Raw genomic sequence first — 18,994 nt, forward strand, 5'->3', positions numbered from 1 at the left:
GACGCCATGCCCGACCACACACCCACGGACGCTTGCGATGCGCCCGAGGCCCAGGCCTCGTCTATGAGGGAAGAGAACCCACCCACGGTTCCTGAGGGCATCGCCGTGCGCGACATGGTCCGGGTCAAGTACGAGCCGCGCGCCTCCAACGAGGTCCTCATCATCACCGGCTACTCGGGAGCGGGCCGCACCGGCGCCGCCCGCGCGCTCGAAGACCTCGACTGGTACGTCGTCGACAACCTGCCGCCGACGATGTTGCCTGCGTTGGTCGGCATGATGTCGAACGATCCGGCCGCGGGCGTGCATCGCCTTGCGGTTGGCGTCGACGTGCGCTCGCGAACCTTTTTCCGTACGCTCGACGCAACCCTCGAGCAGCTCAAGGGCGCGGGCATCGTCTATCGCGTCATCTTCCTCGAGGCCAGCCCCGAGACCCTCGTGCGCCGCTACGAATCCAACCGTCGCCCCCACCCCCTCCAGGGTGCCGGGACCCTCATGGACGGCATCAAAGCCGAGATGCGCCTGCTCGCGCCCCTGCGCCGCGCAGCCGACGAAGTCATCGACACCTCCACGATGAGCGTCCACGACCTCACCCGTCGTATCCGCGACATCGTCGCGGGGGAGGAACGCCCCCTGCAGGTCACGGTCGAGTCCTTCGGCTTCAAGCACGGTCTACCTCTCGACGCCGATCACGTCGTCGACGTGCGTTTCCTGAAGAACCCGTACTGGGTGGATGAGCTGCGACACCTCACGGGTAAGGACGAGGCCGTCGCCGACTACGTCCTCTCTCAACCGGGCGCGCGCGAATTTGCTCTCGGATACGCCGACCTTCTGGCCCCCATGCTCAGCGGCTATCTGGCAGAATTGAAGCCGTTCGTCACGATCGCCGTCGGATGCACGGGCGGAAAGCACCGTTCCGTCGCGTCTTCTGAGGCGATCGCGCAACGCTTGCGCACACACGGATACACGGTTCGCGTCATGCACCGTGACATTGGGAGAGACTGATGCCTTATCTTGATGCAGCCGGCTGGGTTCAACGCGGAGAATCCGGCCAGAACATCGTCGCCCTGGGCGGCGGCCACGGCCTGTCCGCGACGCTGCGGGCGCTGCGCCACATTACCCGTGCGCTCACCGCCGTCGTCACCGTCGCCGATGATGGGGGCAGCTCCGGCCGTCTGCGCCAGGAGATGCCGATCCTGCCTCCGGGCGACCTGCGCATGGCCTTGGCCTCGCTCTGCGAGGAATCCGAGTGGGGTCTGACGTGGCGCGACGTCATGCAGCTGCGTCTGGATACGAGCGGTCCCCTCAACGGACACGCTCTCGGCAACCTGCTGATCTCCGGCCTGTGGCAACTCCTTGACGATCCGGTCGAGGGCCTCGACTGGGTGGGCCGTCTCCTCGGAGCCCAGGGACGCGTTCTGCCCATGTCGACGACGCCGATCGACATTGAGGCGGACATGAATGACGGCGGCCGCCGCTACGTCGTGTCCGGTCAGTCTAAGGTCGCCGTCGCCCCCGGCACCGTCGAGCACGTGCGTATCACGCCTGAGGCCCCGCAGGTGCCCGCCGCCGTCACCGAGGCGATCTCTGAGGCCGACTGGGTCGTCTTGGGTCCCGGCTCCTGGTACACCTCCGTCATTCCACACCTGCTCGTCCCCGAGATCAACCGTGCGCTCGCCACGACCGACGCTCACCGTGCGCTCGTGCTCAACCTGGCGCGTCAGCGCGGCGAAACCGACCTGATGTCGACAGCCGACCATGTGCGCGTGCTGCGTGAATACGCACCCATGCTCAAGCTCGACGTGGTCGTCGCCGACCCGACGGCCTGCGACGACATCGACGACCTCATCGTCGCGGCCGAGGAGATCGGTGCGCGCGTCCTCCTACGGCAGGTTCGCACGGGCGACGGTGCGCCGCATCATGACCCGCTGCGCCTAGCGGCGGCGCTGCGTGACGCATTTGACGGCTTCCTCGGCGAGGTCGGACAGCCCGAAACGTGGTTACCTTAGAACCTGTTGCCTGCTGACAAACGACATCACATACCTGGAGAATCCGTGTCCCTGACATCTGACATGAAGGACGAGCTGGCGCGCGCGGTCATCACGACGCCGTCCGAGGTCGCCGCCGAAGTGAGCGCAACGTTGCGTTTTGCGGGAGGACTACACCTGGTGGGCGGCCGCATCCTCGTCGAGGCCGAGCTCGACTCGCCCGTCGCTGCTCGCCGCCTGCGTACCTACCTCCAGGCGCTGTACAACGCCGAGTCTACGGTCGTCGTGGTGTCCGGTTCGTCCCTGCGTCGCGGCAAGCGCTACGTCGTGCGCGTCGTTCACAAGGCCGACGAACTCGCACGCCTCACCGGCCTTGTTGACTCCATGCGTCGGCCCGTGCGCGGGTTGCCTCCGGTTCTCGTGGCCTCCGGTACCGCTCAGGCCGCCGCGATCTGGCGCGGCGCGTTCCTCGCCCGCGGTTCCCTCATGGAGCCCGGACGATCCTCCTCTCTCGAGATCACGTGCCCCGGCCCCGAGGTGGCCCTCGCGATGGTCGGGTGCGCGCGCAAGCTCGGCGCGGCCTCCCGCTCCAAGGAGGTGCGCGGCACCGACCGCGTATCCGTGCGCGATTCGGATGCGATCGGCACGCTGATTTCCGCCATGGGTGCGCCCCAGACCTTCGCGGCGTGGCAGGAGCGACGCGAGCGGCGCGAGGCCCGCGGTAGCGCCAACCGACTGGCCAACTTTGACGACGCGAACCTGCGTCGCTCGGCGCGCGCTGCCGTCGCGGCCGGTGCCCGCGTCGAGCGTGCCTTCGAGATTCTCGGGGACGACGTGCCCGCCCATCTGCTCGAGGCTGGCACCCTGCGCCTGCAGCACAAGCAGGCGTCCCTTGAGGAGCTCGGAAAGCGCACGACTCCGCCCCTGACGAAGGATGCCGTCGCCGGACGCATCCGCCGGCTTCTGGCTCTCGCGGACAAGGTCGCCCACGAACGCGGCATTCCCGATACGGAATCAGCGCTGACACTCGACATGCTGGAAGAGGACTGAGGTCCCTGAATCCTGCCGCTTTGTCTCAATCCAAACGAGAATTACCCCACGTGAAGATTTTCAAATTGGACTGTGATGGAGTCCGCTTTCGGGTGTAGAGTAGGGATTGCTGGAACCGCAGACATCTGCGGGCCGGGCAGGCAACCCGCAGGCCCGGTTGCATCGAATACCGTGCCCCGTGTGGGGCACGAGCAGGAGGAACATAGTGACCACCCGCGTTGGCATCAACGGCTTCGGCCGCATTGGCCGTAACTTCTTCCGCGCTGCCCTTGAGCAGGGCGCGGATATCGAGATCGTTGCCGTTAACGACCTCACCGACAACAAGACCCTCGCTCACCTGCTGAAGTACGACTCGATCACGGGTCGCTTCCAGGGTGAGGTTTCCTACGACGACGAGGGCATCATCGTCGACGGCAAGCACATCAAGGTGCTCGCGCAGCGCAACCCCGCCGATCTGCCCTGGGGCGAGCTCGGTGTTGAGGTCGTCGTCGAGTCCACCGGTTTCTTCACCGACGGCGAGAAGGCCAAGGCTCACCTTGATGGTGGTGCCAAGAAGGTCGTCATCTCCGCTCCCGCGAAGAACGTCGACGGCACGTTCGTCATGGGCGTGAACGAGGCTGACTATGACAACGCCACGATGAACATCGTGTCGAACGCCTCCTGCACGACCAACTGCCTCGCCCCCCTCGCCAAGGTTCTCGAGGAGAACTTCGGCATCGAGCGCGGCATCATGACCACCATTCACTCCTACACGGGCGACCAGCGCGTCCTTGACGCCCCCCACTCGGATCTGCGTCGCGCCCGCGCCGCGGCCCTGAACATGATCCCCACCAAGACCGGTGCTGCCCAGGCCGTCGCCCTGGTCCTGCCCGCGCTTGAGGGCAAGTTCGACGGACTCGCCGTCCGCGTCCCCACCCCGACCGGCTCCCTGACCGACCTCACCTTCATCGCGAAGAACGAGGTCTCCGTCGAGGCCGTTAAGGCCGCCGTCAAGGCCGCCGCCGAGGGTGAGCTCAAGGGTGTTCTGAAGTACACCGAGGATCCGATCGTCTCCACCGACATCGTGGGCGACCCGCACACCTCGATCTTCGACGCCACCGAGACCAAGGTCATCGGCAACCTCGTCAAGGTCCTGTCCTGGTACGACAACGAGTGGGGCTACTCGAACGCTCTCGTTCGCCTCACCGCCCTCATCGGCTCCAAGCTCGCCTGAGCACACAGCTGATACACCAGCCATGAGCTGATCAGCGAGATGCCCGTGCACGGCCGTGCACGGGCATCTCGTACATCGCCACAGCCTCCAGACCGAAAGGACTCCCCGTGAGGACCATCTCCACCCTGGGCGACCTGCGCGGCAAGCGCGTCCTCGTCCGCTCCGACTTCAACGTTCCGCTCAAGGAAGGCGTCATCACCGATGATGGCCGGATCCGCGCAGCGCTGCCGACCCTCAAGACCCTCACCGACGCCGGTGCAAAGGTCGTCATCATGGCCCACCTTGGCCGCCCCAAGGGGCAGGTTGATCCCGCTTTCTCGCTGGCCCCCGTCGCCACGCGCCTGGCCGAGCTGTCCGGCGTGAAGGTCACGCTGGCCTCCGACGTCGTCGGCGCGTCCGCCACCGAGACCGTCGCCGGCCTGTCCGAGGGCGAGATCGCCCTGCTCGAGAACGTCCGCTACGACGCTCGCGAGACCTCCAAGGTCGACGAAGAGCGCGAAGAACTCGCCCGTGAATACGCCAAACTCGGCGACGCATTCGTCTCCGACGGCTTCGGCGTCGTCCACCGCAAGCAAGCCTCGGTCTACGACATCGCGAAGATCCTGCCCTCGGCGGCCGGCCTGCTGGTCCTCAAGGAAATCGAGTCCCTGTCCAAGGTCACCGGTGAGCCCGAGCGCCCCTACGGCGTCGTCCTCGGCGGCTCCAAGGTCTCCGACAAGCTCGGCGTCATCGCGAACCTGCTGAAGAAGGCCGATATGCTCTTCATCGGCGGCGGCATGGCCTTCACCTTCCTGGCAGCTCAGGGGCACTCGGTGGGCAAGTCCCTGCTTGAAGAGGACCAGATCGAGACCGTCAAGGGCTACATCGCCGAGGCCGCCGAGCGCGGCGTTGACCTGGTTCTGCCCATCGATGTTGTTGTCGCCCCCGAGTTCGCCGCCGACGCGCCCGCGACCGTTGTGAAGGTCGACGCGATCCCCGACGATCAGATGGGTCTCGACATCGGCCCCGAGTCCGCGAAGCTCTTCGCCGACAAGCTGGCAGGCGCGAAGACCGTCGCCTGGAATGGCCCCATGGGCGTCTTTGAGTTCGATTCCTTCGCCGGCGGCACCCGCGCCGTCGCCGAAGCCCTCTCCACGGGCACCATGTTCTCCGTCATCGGTGGTGGCGACTCCGCCGCGGCCGTTCGCCTGCTCGGCTTCGACGAGAACACCTTCTCCCACATTTCCACTGGCGGTGGCGCCTCCCTCGAGCTCCTCGAGGGCAAGGTTCTGCCCGGTATCGCAGTTCTGGAGGACTGACACATGGCACGCACCCCCCTGATGGCCGGCAACTGGAAGATGAACCTCGATCACCTCGAGGCCAACCACCTTGTCCAGGGCCTGGCGATGGCCCTGTCCGACGCGGGTCACGACTACTCCAAGTGCGAGGTCCTCGTCATCCCGCCATTCACCGACATCCGCACCGTCCAGACCATCGTTGACGCCGACGAGCTCGGCATCAAGTACGGTGCTCAGGACGTGTCGATCCACGACAACGGCGCGTACACCGGCGAAATCTCCACTGACATGCTGCGCAAGCTCGGCGTCTCCTACGTGGTCATGGGCCACTCCGAGCGCCGCGAGTACCATGGCGAGTCCGACGAACTTGTCGGTGCCAAGGCACGCAAGGCCTTCGACGCCGGCATGACCCCGATCCTGTGCTGCGGCGAGGCCCTCGAGGTCCGCAAGGCAGGCACCTACGTCGACTTCGTGCTCGGCCAGATCCGTGCTGCGCTCGCCGGCTGGAAGGCCGAAGAGGTCGCCAAGATCGTCATCGCCTATGAGCCCATCTGGGCCATCGGCACCGGCGAGACCGCCTCCGCCGAGGACGCCCAGGAAGTCTGCGGCGCCATCCGCGCCGCCCTGGCCGAGGACTTCGGCGCCGAGACCGCCGAGGCGACCCGCATCCTCTACGGTGGCTCCGCCAAGCCCGACAACATCAAGGAGCTCATGGCACAGCCCGACGTCGACGGCGGCCTCGTCGGCGGCGCGTCCCTCAAGGCTGACTCCTTCGCCGCCATGGCGACGTTCTACGCCTGAGAACATGTCAAGCGCCTGCCCGCCCAGCCACCTCAGCCGGGTCGGAGCGGACGCGAGGTGGGGCCAACCGGTGTGCCGGTTGGCCCCACCGGCTTTCTCCGTTAAACTTAACCCGTATGTGTCCCGTTGCGGGGCGTGACTGCGATAGAAACTGGATTGACCGTGACCATTCTGAACAACGTGCTGATCGTGCTGATCTTCCTGACCAGCATCCTGCTGACCCTGACCGTCCTCATGCACAAGGGACAGGGCGGCGGTCTGTCGGACATGTTCGGTGGCGGTATCTCCTCGTCTGCCGGCTCCTCCGGCGTGGCCGAGCGCAACCTGAACCGCATCACCCTGGGCACGCTGCTCGTCTGGCTGGTGTGCATCATCGGCTACGCGCTTCTTGCTAAGTTCGGCGGCTGACCACACTCGTCTGTCGCTTTGGCTCTCCGCTTCTCGGCGGGGAGCCATTGTTTATGTGTGCGTATACGCGTGTGGCCGTCTCGTCAAGGAAGACGGCCACACGCGATGCTACACGGGGGCTAAGCGTTCACAATCTGCGAGGCCGCGGCCTCGTCGAGGTACACGCGAGTCGAGGGGGAGAGGATCCCCGCGACGGGTACCTCGAGTGCGGAGGCTCCCGAGAACGCGCGCTCCAGAGCGTCCGCCTTCGCCTTGCCTGCGGTCGTCAGCCACACCTCGCCGCAGCGACGCATGACTGGCATCGACACCGTGATGCGCTGCGGCGGAGGCTTGGGCGAATCGCGGATCGCGAGTATGGGTGCGCTTTCGTTCATGTCGACGCTGCCCGGGAAGAGCGAACAGATGTGCCCGTCGGGGCCCATGCCGATGAGAGCAATGTCGAAAGAGCCCTCACCCATGATCTCGCGCCACGTTGCGGTGAATGCTGTGGTCGCCTCGTCAAGGGAACCGGCACCCGGGGCCCATGCGTCGGAGGTCGGCATGCGCACCAGCTCCACGCCGGTAGCCGCGTGGAAGAAGCCCTCCCACGCCTGATCGTCGTTTCTGTCGGCGTCGCCGGACCGAACGTAGCGTTCATCGACCAGCCACACGCGAACGCGGGTCCAATCGACCTCGCCGACGCGCTCCGACAAAGAAGGCAGCAGAGATGTCGTGATCGCGCCGCCCGAGATGGCGAGGTTGACGCGTGAGCCGACCTCTGCCTCGTCGGCGAGCGTACCCAGACGAGCAAGGAACGCGCGGCCAACGGCATCGTTGAGTTCCTCGATGCTCGGGTAGACCTCGAACGTGTGGACCCGATGCATCTCAGCCCTCCGTAGAGCAGGTAGCCAGGCGAGGCAGCTCGGTTGTGAGCAGCTCGCCGTAGTACACGTCGGGATCGAGGCGGCGTAGGTCTTCCATCAGGGAGTCCTGCACGGAACGACGCGCCAGGTTCACGCTGCGATCTTCGAGACCGGGGCGGGATAGGCGTGCGACCGACGAGGATGCACTACGCGACAGGGACACGGTCGTATCGTCCGCGAAGAAGAATGTAATGTCCGTGATTGTGAGGGCATGGGGATCCACGACGCGCTCGACGGGCACCCCCAGCTGGTGGTGGAGCCACGCGGCCACGAGGAAGGGCGAGGGATGCGTCGCATTGCCCGACACACGGATCGAGGTTGGGAGGCGATCGAAGTCTTCGGCGATGGCTCCGAGCAGTGCGCGCCACAGGGTGACTCCCGCCCACGCCAGGTCCGTGTCACCGGGGGTGTAGACGTTCGACAGTGCCGAGAGCGTCTCCATCGGGCACTCAGTGGCGCGCGAATCGGTAATGCGCTTGACCGCGAGACGGCCGAGCGGGTGAGCACCCGGATTCTCGGGTGGGGTGACCGGCCAGTAAGTGACGACCGGTGTATCCGATTGAAGCAGCGGCATGACGAGCGAATCGATGTTCGACCCGGCCTCGCCGCGCGGCTCCAGGATGATGATGTCGGACAGGCCCGCAGCGTCGCCTACGCGAATCTGCGCATTCAGGAGAGCGGCACCTTCGGTCGACTTGGGCTCGACGATGACGATCACGCGGCACGGGTGCTCGCGTGAGACGGCGTCGGATACCTCGATCGCGTTGTCGACGTCGATCATGTCGGGGACGCAGATGAGCAGCGTCAGGACGCGGCTGAGGGTTGCAGAACCGCGTTCGTCGCGCAGCTCAATGATGCGGGAGGCGACCTCGGCGGACGTGGTGTTCTTCAGGGTGATGATCACGGGAGCCTCCAGAAGCGTTCGTCACGGGCGAGCATGTCGTGTGCGGATTGGGGACCCCACGTGCCAGGAGCGTAAGGCTCGGGCTGGCCCTGGGTTTCCCAGAAAGAAAGGATAGGGTCGAGGATCTTCCACGAGGCCTCGACCTCGCGCTGGTGGGGGAACAGGGGAGCGGAACCCACGAGCGCGTCGAGGATGAGGCGCTCGTAGGCCTCGGGCGAGTCCTCGGTGAACGCATGTCCATAGGCGAAGTCCATGGTCACGTCGCGCACCTGCATGGACGTGCCCGGAACCTTCGCGCCGAGCTTGAGGGTGAGGCCCTCGTCGGGCTGGACGCGGATGACGAGCGCGTTCTGTCCGGACTCGGACAGGTCGGAGTTACCGAAAGGTACGTGAGCGGAACGCTTGAAGATCACCGCGATCTCGGTGACGCGCTTGCCCAGGCGCTTGCCGGCGCGCAGATAGAAGGGCACCCCCGCCCAGCGGCGGGTGCCAACGAACAGCTTGATGGCAGCGAAGGTTTCGGTGGTCGACTCGGCGGGGATGCCGTCCTCCTCGAGGTATCCGCGCACCTGGTCGCCGCCCTGCCAGCCGCCCGCGTACTGGCCGCGCGCGGTGTCGGCGGCTAGGTCATCGGGCAGACGGACGGCGGAGAGTACCTTTTCCTTCTCCGCGCGAATCTCTTCGGGCGTGAAGTGGACGGGCTCCTCCATGGCGGTGAGCGCCATGAGCTGAAGGAGGTGGTTTTGGATGATGTCGCGAGCCGCACCGATTCCGTCGTAGTAGCCGGCGCGCGTTCCGATGCCGATATCCTCGGCCATCGTGATCTGCACGGAATCTACGTAGTTGGCTTTCCACAGGGGCTCGAACATGGCGTTCGCGAAGCGCATCGCCATGATGTTCTGGACGGTTTCCTTGCCCAGGTAGTGGTCGATGCGGAAGACATCCTGCTCGTCGAAGATCTGAGAGATGACGTCAGAGAGCTCGCGCGCGGACTCAAGGTTGTGACCGAAAGGCTTCTCGATGATGACGCGTCGCCACTCCCGGCCCTGGCGCTTGTTGAGGCCCGTGTCCGACAGATGCTTGGCAACAACGGGGAAGTACGACGGGGGAATGGACAGATAAAATGCGTGGTTGCCGCCGGTGCCGCGAGAGGAATCGAGCTCGGCGACGGTGTCGGCCAGCTGGCGGTAAGCCTCCGGGTCATCGAAGGTGCCCGAGACGAAGCGCAGGCCCGAGCGCAGCTGGTTCCACGTCCCCTCGTTGAAGCCGGTGCGAGTGTGGGCCTCGATGGACGCACGCACGTACTCCTCGAAATCCTGGGGGCTCCAGTCACGGCGGGCAAAGCCGGTCAGCGAAAATGCTGGATGTAGAAGACCCCGGTTCGCAAGGTCGTAGATGGCGGGCAGGAGCTTCTTGCGCGCGAGGTCGCCGGTGATACCGAAGATGACGAGGCCGCAGGGTGGCGAGATGCGCGGAAGCCTGCGGTCCTGGGGGTCGCGTAGGGTGGGAATCTCGTTGGTCACGAGTGGTCGCTCCTTTCGCTGAAGGGTTGGGACGAGGCCGGGGCCCGAACGCTGCGCACGCAGGGGCGAGCGGAACGGGACCGAGGACACACATATGTTTAAGAGAATAGGGCTGCTGGCACGCTATTGCGCGCCAGCAGCCCTGTGTTCAGTTCAGTTGACTACAAAGTCACGAACGAGCGGCCTCGATGGATTCCTTCGCTGCGGCGGTCACGTGCTCGGCGTCGATGCCGTACTCCTTGAAGAGCAACTCGCCGGGCGCGGACGCGCCGAAGTGCTCGATGGACACGGCGCGGCCGGCGTCGCCGATCCAGCGGTACCACGGCAGGGCGATGCCGGCTTCGACGGAGACGCGGGCGCGCACCGACGGGGGCAGAATGGCGTCGCGGTAGGAGCGGTCCTGTGCCTCGAACCAGTCGAGGCAGGGAACGGACACAACGCGGGCTGCGATACCGTCGGCGGCCAGTGCTTCGCGAGCCTCAAGAGCGACGGAGACCTCGGAGCCTGAGGCCAGCAGGATCACGTCGGGCGTGCCCTCGGTGTCGGCCAGGACGTAGGCGCCGCGCGCCAGGTCCTCGGTGGTGGCAAGTCCGGTGCCTTCGCCACGTGCCGGGTTAGGCAGATTCTGGCGCGATAGGACGATGGCGGCCGGGTGGGACTGCTCGAGGATTGCCTTCCAGGACGCGGCCGTCTCGGCTGCGTCGGCGGGGCGCACGACCGCGAAGTTCGGGATCGCGCGGTAGGAGGCCAGGTGCTCGATCGGCTGGTGCGTGGGGCCGTCTTCGCCGACGCCGATGGAGTCGTGGGTCCACACGTAGGTGACGGGCAGATCCATGAGGGCGGCGAGGCGCACGGCGCCGCGCATAAAGTCGGAGAATACGAAGAACGTGCCGCCGTATGCGCGGGTGAAGCCGTCTGCGGCGATGCCGTTGAGGGCCGCGCCCATGGCGAACTCACGCACGCCGAAGTGGAGGTTGCGGCCGAACTCGTCGCCGCTGAAGGACGAGGAGGAACGGTGAGCGGGCAGGAAGGACGGCTCGCCCTTGAGGAAGGTGTTGTTCGAGCCTGCGAGGTCGGCAGAGCCACCCCACAGCTCGGGGAGCACGGGGGCAATCGCGTTGAGAACCTGGCCGGAGGCGGCCCGCGTCGCAATGGCCTTGCCCTCTTCGAAGGTGGGCAGAGCGGTCTCCCATCCCTCGGGGAGGCGGCCCTCAAGGAGGCGCTCGAGCAGTGCGGCCTGCTCGGGGTGGGCGGACTTCCACGCTTCGAAGCGGGCGTCCCAGTCTTCGCGGAACTGCGCGGCGCGGGCGGCGGCGCGGGCGCGGACCTCGTCCACGATCGCGGCGTCGGCGTCGAACATCTTCTCGGGATCTGCGCCCAGGGCTTCCTTCAGTCCCTTGAGAGCCTCGGAGCCGAGCTTGGAGCCGTGGATGCCACCTGTGTTCTGCTTGCCGGGGGTCGGCCAGCCGATGATGGTACGCAGCGCGATGAGCGAAGGCTTCTTCGTCTCGGCCTTGGCTGCGTCGAGGGCATCGTTCAGCGCGTCCGTGTTCTCCTCGTAGGAGCCGTCCTCGCCGAGCCAGTCGACGCGCTGGACGTGCCAGCCGTATGCCTCGTAGCGGGCCAGGACGTCCTCGTTGAAAGCGATCGAGGTATCGTCTTCGATGGAGATGTGGTTGTCGTCCCAGATGACGGTGATGTTGCCCAGCTCCTGGGTGCCAGCCAGCGAGGAGGCCTCGGCGGAGACGCCTTCCTCGAAGCAGCCGTCGCCGGCGATAACGTAGACGTTGTGGTCGAAAACGGATTCACCGAGGGGAGTTTCGGGATCGAGTAGGCCGTGGACGCGGCGGGCGTTCATGGCGAAGCCGACGGCCGAGGCGATGCCGGTCCCCAGGGGGCCGGTCGTAATCTCGACGCCCTTGGTGTGACCATACTCGGGGTGCCCGGGCGTCAGGGAGCCGGCGGTGCGCAGGGTCTTGATGTCCTCGAGCTCCAGGCCGAAGCCGGCGAGGTAGAGCTGGACGTACTGGGTCAGAGAGGAGTGGCCGGCCGAGAGAATGAAGCGGTCGCGTCCGATCCAGCGCGGATCCGCGGGGTCGACATTCATGACCTTGTTGTAGAGGAGGTATGCGGCCGGGGCAAGCGAGATGGCGGTACCGGGGTGGCCCGAACCGGCTTGCTCGACGGCGTCGGCGGCGAGGAGCTTTGCGGTTTTGACCGCTTCGTCGTCGATGTGATCCCAGTGAAGTGACACGTTGCTCTCCAGTTGTTGGGCCCCTGCGTTGGGGCGGAAATGGTTTACCGCGTCACAGTCTAGCGAATGTACGTGCATGCCGATAGCGCTCACGCACATATGTTGCAATGTCGCTTACCCTGTCACCATGACCTCTCTGACAGCGCTTGTTGACGAGTGGGTGGACTATCTGCGCGTTGAGAAGGGTGCATCGGCTCATACAGTTTCTAACTATCGCAGAGACGCCGTCCGCTATGCGTTTGACATGGAGAGCCGGGGAAAGTCGAACGTCGATGACGTGACGACGCGAGACATTGAGGATTACACGATGCGGCTCGCGTCTGGAGCGGTTACTGGCAAACCTGCTGCGGCTTCGTCTGTCGCGCGTGCCTCCGCTGCCATCCGCGGACTTCACAAGTACGCGCTGACCGAGGGGGCAGTCGGAAACGACGCGGCCGCCGCTCTACGCGCGCCCCGCCAGGGTCGCCACCTTCCCAAGGCTCTGTCGGTGGACGAAGTAGGCAGACTGCTCGATGCTGCCCATGCAGACGATTCCCCGATCGGTCTGCGTGACGCCGCTTTGCTGGAGTTGCTGTATGCGACCGGTGCCCGCGTCTCAGAGGCGGCTTCTCTGAGCGCGGATGACCTGGATCTTGACGGAGACGTTCCCGTGGTTCGACTCTTTGGCAAGGGGCGCAAGGAGAGGATCGTTCCCGTCGGCTCGTTCGCGGTCGACGCTCTCCATGCGTACCGGGTGCGCGCCCGCCCGGCTCTCGCCGCACGAGGACGTGGATCCACCGTCTTCTTCCTGAACTCGCGGGGTGGTGCGATGTCTCGACAGAGCGCTTGGACTGCCATCCGGCGCGCTGCCCAGGCGGCCGAACTTGGAGACCGAATCTCCCCCCACACCTTGCGGCACTCGTTCGCGACGCACCTGCTCGAAGGCGGCGCATCCGTGCGTGAGGTGCAAGAACTCCTCGGACACGCGTCGGTTGCGACGACGCAGATTTATACGCAGGTGACAGCCCAGGCGCTGCGTGAGGTTTTTTCGCTCTCGCATCCGCGGGCGCGTGGCACCGACGCATCGGCGCGGTGATGAATTAGGATTGGGGACGTGACCACGAACTCGCATCCTACGCTGACGCCCGACCTGCACGAAGAGCCGGTCGATTTTCCCGTGCCCGCGCCACTGTCGGGGCATGGTCCCGCCCGGGTGATCGCGATGTGTAATCAGAAGGGCGGCGTCGGAAAGACGACGACCACGATTAACCTGGGTGCCGCGCTGGCCGAGTACGGTCGTCGTGTTCTGATCGTGGATTTCGATCCCCAGGGGGCCGCATCCGTGGGCCTGGGCATCAACGCGCTCGATATGGAGCAGACGATTTATACGCTGCTCATGAACCCGAAGGCGGACGTGAAGGCGACGATCTGTCACACGTCGACGGACAACCTTGACATCATCCCGGCAAACATCGACCTGTCTGCGGCCGAGGTGCAGCTGGTCAACGAGGTCGCACGTGAGAGCGCACTTGCTCGCGTGCTGCGCCACGTTGAATCCGACTACGATGTGGTGCTCATCGACTGCCAGCCGTCGCTTGGTCTGCTCGCGGTTAACGCTCTGACGGCTGCCCACGGCGTCATCGTTCCGGTCGAGGCCGAGTTCTTCGCGCTGCGTGGAGTAGCATTGCTGGTCGAGACGATCGAGACGGTGCGTGACCGCATCAACCCGCGACTGAAAATTGACGGCATCGTCGCCACGATGGTCGACTCTCGAACCCTGCACTCGCGTGAGGTCCTGCAGCGTTTGCAGGAGGCATTCGGCGATCTCGTCTTCGATACCCGTATCGGCCGTACGATCAAGTTCCCGGACGCGTCGGTGGCCACCGAGCCGATCATTTCCTACGCCCCCAACCACGCGGGCGCTCACGCCTACCGTCGACTCGCGCGGGAAGTCATCGCCCGTGGCGACGCGGCCTGACAGCCTGGAGATTCAGGGAGAGTTCGACCTTTTTGCGGTCTCCCTGCCGGTTTTCGAAGGACCCTTCGACCTTCTCCTGTCGCTGATCGCTCGCAAGAAGCTCGACATCACCGAGGTCGCGCTCGCGCAGGTGACCGACGAGTTCATCGCGTTTATGAAAGCCTCTCCGGACCTGTCCCGTACGACAGAGTTTTTGGTGGTGGCCGCTACTTTGCTCGACATGAAGGCGGCGCACCTCCTGCCTCGCATCGACGAGGAGGACAACGCGTCGGAAGCCGACCTCGAGGCACGCGATCTTCTCTTTTCCCGGCTGTTGCAGTACAGGGCGTTTAAGGAAGCTGCGACACACATCGCCGAGCGCCTCGATGAGTACAGCTCCTACGTCGCCAGAGACGTTTCTCTTGAGCCTCACTTTGCCGTGCTGCTTCCCGAGTTGCAGTGGCGCACGAGCCTGGAGGATCTCGCCCGTTTGGCGGCCGACGCGCTCTCATCGCCGACTCCGACGGTTCACATCGCGCATCTGCACGATCCGGTCGTGCCTGTGCGCGAACAGGCGCTTGTCGTGTCTGCGATGCTCGCCGACGCTGGGCGCATGACGTTCCATGATCTCGTTGAGGACGCGCCGACGCGCGCCGTCGTCGTGTCGCGTTTCCTCGCGCTCCTGGAGCTCTATCGGCGCGGCGCCGTCGAGTTTTCTCAGGAAGATGCGCTAGGGGCCTTAACCATTTCGTGGACCGGCGGTGAAGGAAGCATCGACATTGACGTGGATGACTACACCGGTGGCCCCGAGGTGGACCCGGCCACGTTGGCGCGCGAGCCATCGATCGACACAGAAGGAGTACTAAGCGATGAGTGAGAACACGCTCCGCGGCCCTATCGAGGCTATTCTCATGGTGGCATCCGAGCCCGTCGCAGCTCGCGACCTCGCTGATGTGCTCGAAGAGAGCGTTGAAGACATCGAGGCCGAACTGCGTGCTCTCGCCTCGGAGTACCTGGGTGAGGGGCAGCGCCGCCCCCGCGGCTTTGAGCTGCGCGAGGTGGCGGGCGGATGGCGAGTATACTCGGCGCGTGCCTTTGCCGATGTGGTTGGGCGTTTCGTCGTTGGCTCGTCTCATGCCCGCCTCTCGCAGGCGGCCCTCGAGACGTTGGCCGTTATTGCCTACCGTCAGCCGATTTCGCGGGCCCGCATCTGTCGCATCCGTGGTGTCAACGTTGACGGCGTCGTGCGCACGCTACTTTCCCGAGGCCTCGTGGAAGAGACGGGACTGACACCCTCCGGCGCGCGCCTGTACGGGACGACCGGAGAGTTTCTTGAGAAAATGGGAATAAAGAGCCTGTCGGAACTGGTACCGTTGGCACCCTACCTGCCAGACGCCGACGCGCTGGATGAATTGGAGGAAGAACTATGAGGGCTAACCCCTACACGGAGGGTGGAGTGCGCCTGCAGAAGGTGCTCGCCCAGGCTGGCGTCGCATCCAGGCGTGCGTCCGAACAGATGATTGCCGATGGGCGTGTGAGCGTCGACGGAACCGTCGTGCGCAACCAGGGCGTGCGCGTCGATCCCGCGACGCAGGTCATTCACGTTGACGGGGAGCGCCTGATCCTCGACGAGACGAAGCACATCGTGCTGGCCGTCAACAAGCCAATCGGTACTGTCTCCACGATGAGCGACCCGGAGGGACGCCCCACGATCGCGGATCTGATCGCTGACTACCCGGAGCGTCTCTACCACGTCGGTCGCCTCGACATCGACACGTCCGGCCTGCTGCTGCTGACCAACGACGGCGAGCTCGCGAACCGGCTGACCCACCCGTCCTACGAGATTCGCAAGACCTACGTGGCGCGTCTGCACGGCGACGTCAAGCCTGGCGTCAGGCGCACCCTCTTGAACGGTATCGATCTGGAAGACGGGCCGATCAAGGTTGATTCCTTCCGCATTGTCGACACCTACGGCGACATCACGACGGTGGAGATTGTCGTACATGAGGGGCGTAACCGGCTGGTGCGTCGCATGATGGAGGCCGTCGGCTATCCGGTCCGCGAGCTGGTGCGTACCGGCTTCGGTCCGATCTCTCTTGATCACCTGAAGCAGGGCACGACCCGACGCGTTAAGGGCAACGCGTTGGCCGCGCTCTACGACTCCGTCGGCCTGTGAGCGGCTCGAGCGGGAGGACGGCCCAGCGCGCCGTTTCGACTGTTGGACCGGTCCTCATCATCGGATCGGGTCTGCTCGGCGCGTCGCTTGGTCTCGCTCTGCGCGCCGGGGGAGTGCCCGTCTATCTAGAGGATGCCTCGCCCACGTCCTTGCGCTTGGCCTCTGACGTGGGCGCGGGAGACGCCTTCACTGACGTCCTCGCGCAGGCCGGTGTTCGACGCGCGGCCTGCGGTACCGATCACCAAGACTATGAGGCTCCTCGTCTCGTCGTCGTCGCGACGCCACCTGACGTCGCCGATCGGGTCATCGTTGAGTCCCTGCTGCGTTTCCCCGAGGCGATCGTTACCGATGTCGCGTCGGTCAAGGATGCCATCGTCGCCGATGTACTTTCCGGTCTGCGAGCCGAGGGGGCGTCCGAGGCCTCGTCGCGCTACGTCGGTTCCCATCCGATGGCAGGCCGCGAGCGCAGCGGCGCGGGCGCTGCCGACGCGGACCTCTTCTACGGGCGCCCGTGGGTCATCGTGGCTCACGACGACACCTGGCCTCGAGCTGTCCTGGTCGCCCGTGCGCTCGCAACTGACGTGGGTGCCGTTCCGCTGGAAATGAACGCGGGGACGCACGATCATTCGGTGGCTCTCGTCTCTCACGTCCCGCAGCTCGTGTCTTCGATGCTCGCTGCGCGCCTCGTCGATGCTCCTGCTCAGGCTCTGGGTCTGGCCGGCCAGGGATTGAGGGATACCGCCCGTATCGCAGGCTCCGATCCGCGTCTGTGGACCGCGATTTTGGCGGGCAACGCCGGGCCAGTCGCATCGATTCTGCGCGATTTGCGCGGCGATCTCGACGATCTGTTGACGCACCTTGACGCTGCGGCTGAGCTGGGGCCGCTGCGCGGCGGAAGCGTCGGAGCCATCAATCGCGTCATGACCGCTGGAAACCAGGGTGTCTCACGCATTCCCGGCAAGCACGGTGGTGCGCCGTCCCGCTACGCCGAGATTGAGGTTCTCATCCCCGACGAACCGGGTGCGCTGGGACGTTTGTTCAGCGAGCTGGGCGAATCCGGCATCAACATTGAGGATCTCGTGCTCGAGCACTCGGCGGGGGCACAGGCCGGCGTCGCCCGCGTCATGATTGACCCATCAGTTTCTGACCGTTGCGTCGCGGGCCTGCAGGATCGGGGCTGGCGACTCATCACTCACTCAACACCTCGATGAGGAGAATGCTGCTATGAATGACTTGATGCGCAGGGACGCCATTTCGCGCGTGGGCATCACGATCGCGATCGATGGTCCCGCGGGCTCGGGGAAGTCTACCGTCTCTAAGGCTTTGGCGTCCAGGCTCGGTATTGGCTATCTCGATACTGGCGCGATGTACCGCGCTCTCACGTGGTACTGCCTGGATCGCGGTATCGATCTGACTGCGAAGGAGGCCGTCGCCGCGGCCGCGAACGACATGCCTCTGCGGCTCGTGTCGGATCCTGCTGATCCTCACGTGTGGGTAGGGGAACGAGAGGTCACCCAGGAGATCCGCGATCCGCGTATCGCCTTGGAGATCAAGCACGTGTCGACGAATCTTGACGTGCGCGCGTGGATGGCTACGGAGCAGCGCCGACGCATGATGGAAGCCCGCGAGGAGGGCTCGGGCATGATCGCCGAAGGCCGTGATATCACGACGGTGGTGTGCCCCGACGCGGACGTGCGCATCCTGCTCCTCGCGGATCAGGAAGCACGCCTGCGCCGGCGCACTCTCGAACTGTACGGCGACGCGTCCGAGGAACACATGGAGATTGTGCGTGCTCAGGTTGAGGGCCGCGACAGGGCGGATTCCGCGGTGTCCGAGTTCATGGTGGCGGCACCCGGCGTTCAGACCGTTGATTCAACTGGCCTCGATATCGACGGTGTGTGCGAGGCGATCCTCGCCTACGTGGACGCTGACCTTGCGTTCCGCGACGGCCAGTAGTCACCGAGACAGTAGGGGTGTGCCCCGCACCGACAGGTGCGGGGCACACCCCTACTGTGCTCAGTAGCCCGGATAGTTCTGTCCAGGTGGCTCGCCGCCAGCCTGCTCAGGAGGCTGGGCGAAAGGCGAAACCTCTTCCTGCGAAGCGGGTGCTCTTCCGTAGCCTCCGCCTGCTTGCGAGCCGTAGCTTGGCCATTGGCCTGCCTCTGCGCCGTATCCGAATGCGGGTGCCTGGCCGGGTTGGGTACCGTACCCGTAGGTTGGTGCCTGTCCCGGCTGCGCGCCATACACAGGTCCCTGGGCGGGGGGAGCACCGTAGCCGTTGACAGGGGATACCACCGGCATAGCCTGACCACCGGTGTAGGAGCTGTTCTTCGACCACAAGGGATTAAAGCCTGCGTGGATCGATTGTCTGGGAGGTACTGTTCCCTGAGGATAGCCTGTGACACCATACTGGGGACCGTTGACCCCGGTGTAGTTAGGCATATCGTTGACGTCCTTTCGTGCCCGTCGATACAAGATGATGTAGATGATGGTGATGGGCGAAAAGAAGATGGCCAGAATCATGAACAGGATGACGGCTTCAAACATCCCGGCACTAGATGCGGA

Annotated in this window: 19 protein-coding genes; 14 read left to right on the forward strand and 5 right to left on the reverse strand. The window is 65.2% G+C overall.

Annotated elements, in window-relative coordinates; genetic code table 11:
* Positions 1–6 precede the first annotated feature (6 nt).
* From rapZ to secG, 7 genes are all read left to right on the forward strand, one after another.
* Complete coding sequence (gene rapZ / locus RDV55_RS09880) at positions 7–1,002, forward strand: RNase adapter RapZ (protein WP_111824476.1); 996 nt, start codon at positions 7–9, stop codon at positions 1,000–1,002.
* Positions 1,002–2,006, forward strand: a complete 1,005-nt coding sequence (locus tag RDV55_RS09885; protein WP_111824477.1) for a gluconeogenesis factor YvcK family protein — start codon at positions 1,002–1,004, stop codon at positions 2,004–2,006. Before rapZ ends, RDV55_RS09885 begins: the two co-directional genes overlap by 1 nt.
* Positions 2,007–2,051: 45 nt before the next feature.
* Positions 2,052–3,035 (forward strand): DNA-binding protein WhiA, encoded by a 984-nt coding sequence (gene whiA, locus RDV55_RS09890; RefSeq protein WP_111824478.1) that lies wholly within the window; start codon positions 2,052–2,054, stop codon positions 3,033–3,035.
* Between the two features lie 205 nt (positions 3,036–3,240).
* Positions 3,241–4,248: a type I glyceraldehyde-3-phosphate dehydrogenase gene (gene gap / locus RDV55_RS09895; RefSeq protein WP_111824479.1), complete on the forward strand. Its 1,008-nt coding sequence runs from the start codon at positions 3,241–3,243 to the stop codon at positions 4,246–4,248.
* Between the two features lie 107 nt (positions 4,249–4,355).
* Positions 4,356–5,546 carry a phosphoglycerate kinase gene (locus tag RDV55_RS09900; protein ID WP_111824480.1) on the forward strand — a complete coding sequence of 397 codons (1,191 nt, stop codon included), beginning with the start codon at positions 4,356–4,358 and terminating at the stop codon, positions 5,544–5,546.
* A 3-nt stretch (positions 5,547–5,549) separates the two neighbouring features.
* On the forward strand, positions 5,550–6,326 hold the full coding sequence (tpiA, locus tag RDV55_RS09905) for a triose-phosphate isomerase (protein ID WP_111824481.1): 777 nt from the start codon (positions 5,550–5,552) through the stop codon (positions 6,324–6,326).
* A 162-nt stretch (positions 6,327–6,488) separates the two neighbouring features.
* On the forward strand, positions 6,489–6,734 hold the full coding sequence (secG, locus tag RDV55_RS09910; RefSeq protein WP_111824501.1) for a preprotein translocase subunit SecG: 246 nt from the start codon (positions 6,489–6,491) through the stop codon (positions 6,732–6,734).
* A 119-nt stretch (positions 6,735–6,853) separates the two neighbouring features.
* Here the strand turns inward: secG and pgl are convergent, their stop codons facing one another.
* From pgl to tkt, 4 genes are all read right to left on the reverse strand, one after another.
* Complete coding sequence (pgl, locus tag RDV55_RS09915; RefSeq protein ID WP_111824482.1) at positions 6,854–7,597, reverse strand: 6-phosphogluconolactonase; 744 nt, start codon at positions 7,595–7,597, stop codon at positions 6,854–6,856.
* A 1-nt stretch (position 7,598) separates the two neighbouring features.
* Positions 7,599–8,540, reverse strand: a complete 942-nt coding sequence (locus RDV55_RS09920; RefSeq protein ID WP_111824483.1) for a glucose-6-phosphate dehydrogenase assembly protein OpcA — start codon at positions 8,538–8,540, stop codon at positions 7,599–7,601.
* Complete coding sequence (gene zwf / locus RDV55_RS09925) at positions 8,537–10,063, reverse strand: glucose-6-phosphate dehydrogenase (RefSeq protein ID WP_111824484.1); 1,527 nt, start codon at positions 10,061–10,063, stop codon at positions 8,537–8,539. The genes RDV55_RS09920 and zwf overlap by 4 nt, the downstream gene beginning before the upstream one ends.
* Before the next feature lie 169 nt (positions 10,064–10,232).
* Positions 10,233–12,317 (reverse strand): transketolase, encoded by a 2,085-nt coding sequence (gene tkt / locus RDV55_RS09930; RefSeq protein WP_174703847.1) that lies wholly within the window; start codon positions 12,315–12,317, stop codon positions 10,233–10,235.
* A 127-nt stretch (positions 12,318–12,444) separates the two neighbouring features.
* Here tkt and RDV55_RS09935 point away from each other — a divergent pair, with 127 nt between their 5' ends.
* The 7 genes from RDV55_RS09935 to cmk are packed head-to-tail and all read left to right on the forward strand — an operon-like array spanning position 12,445 to position 18,385.
* Positions 12,445–13,392, forward strand: a complete 948-nt coding sequence (locus RDV55_RS09935; protein WP_111824486.1) for a site-specific tyrosine recombinase XerD — start codon at positions 12,445–12,447, stop codon at positions 13,390–13,392.
* An 18-nt stretch (positions 13,393–13,410) separates the two neighbouring features.
* Entirely contained in the window at positions 13,411–14,274 is an 864-nt protein-coding gene (locus tag RDV55_RS09940) for a ParA family protein (protein WP_111824487.1), read from the forward strand.
* Entirely contained in the window at positions 14,258–15,130 is an 873-nt protein-coding gene (locus RDV55_RS09945; protein ID WP_111824488.1) for a segregation and condensation protein A, read from the forward strand. The genes RDV55_RS09940 and RDV55_RS09945 overlap by 17 nt, the downstream gene beginning before the upstream one ends.
* Entirely contained in the window at positions 15,123–15,683 is a 561-nt protein-coding gene (scpB, locus tag RDV55_RS09950) for an SMC-Scp complex subunit ScpB (protein WP_111824489.1), read from the forward strand. Before RDV55_RS09945 ends, scpB begins: the two co-directional genes overlap by 8 nt.
* Entirely contained in the window at positions 15,680–16,429 is a 750-nt protein-coding gene (locus tag RDV55_RS09955) for a pseudouridine synthase (protein ID WP_111824490.1), read from the forward strand. Before scpB ends, RDV55_RS09955 begins: the two co-directional genes overlap by 4 nt.
* Positions 16,426–17,640 carry a prephenate dehydrogenase gene (locus RDV55_RS09960; RefSeq protein ID WP_111824491.1) on the forward strand — a complete coding sequence of 405 codons (1,215 nt, stop codon included), beginning with the start codon at positions 16,426–16,428 and terminating at the stop codon, positions 17,638–17,640. Before RDV55_RS09955 ends, RDV55_RS09960 begins: the two co-directional genes overlap by 4 nt.
* 13 nt (positions 17,641–17,653) lie before the next feature.
* Complete coding sequence (gene cmk / locus RDV55_RS09965) at positions 17,654–18,385, forward strand: (d)CMP kinase (protein WP_111824492.1); 732 nt, start codon at positions 17,654–17,656, stop codon at positions 18,383–18,385.
* A gap of 60 nt (positions 18,386–18,445) precedes the next feature.
* Here the strand turns inward: cmk and RDV55_RS09970 are convergent, their stop codons facing one another.
* Complete coding sequence (locus tag RDV55_RS09970) at positions 18,446–18,976, reverse strand: hypothetical protein (RefSeq protein WP_133256528.1); 531 nt, start codon at positions 18,974–18,976, stop codon at positions 18,446–18,448.
* Positions 18,977–18,994: the final 18 nt, after the last annotated feature.

It is taken from the genome of Schaalia odontolytica (assembly GCF_031191545.1).
GTDB classification, from domain to species: Bacteria; Actinomycetota; Actinomycetes; order Actinomycetales; family Actinomycetaceae; genus Pauljensenia; species Pauljensenia odontolytica.

Excerpts from the sequence above, each read along its gene's own strand:
- rapZ (WP_111824476.1), top strand. The coding sequence starts at position 7 with ATGCCCGACCACACACCCACGGACGCTTGCGATGCGCCCGAGGCCCAG.
- RDV55_RS09885 (WP_111824477.1), top strand. The coding sequence starts at position 1,002 with ATGCCTTATCTTGATGCAGCCGGCTGGGTTCAACGCGGAGAATCCGGC.
- tpiA (WP_111824481.1), top strand. The coding sequence starts at position 5,550 with ATGGCACGCACCCCCCTGATGGCCGGCAACTGGAAGATGAACCTCGAT.
- pgl (WP_111824482.1), bottom strand. The coding sequence starts at position 7,597 with ATGCATCGGGTCCACACGTTCGAGGTCTACCCGAGCATCGAGGAACTC.
- RDV55_RS09935 (WP_111824486.1), top strand. The coding sequence starts at position 12,445 with ATGACCTCTCTGACAGCGCTTGTTGACGAGTGGGTGGACTATCTGCGC.
- scpB (WP_111824489.1), top strand. The coding sequence starts at position 15,123 with ATGAGTGAGAACACGCTCCGCGGCCCTATCGAGGCTATTCTCATGGTG.
- RDV55_RS09955 (WP_111824490.1), top strand. The coding sequence starts at position 15,680 with ATGAGGGCTAACCCCTACACGGAGGGTGGAGTGCGCCTGCAGAAGGTG.
- cmk (WP_111824492.1), top strand. The coding sequence starts at position 17,654 with ATGAATGACTTGATGCGCAGGGACGCCATTTCGCGCGTGGGCATCACG.
- RDV55_RS09970 (WP_133256528.1), bottom strand. The coding sequence starts at position 18,976 with ATGTTTGAAGCCGTCATCCTGTTCATGATTCTGGCCATCTTCTTTTCG.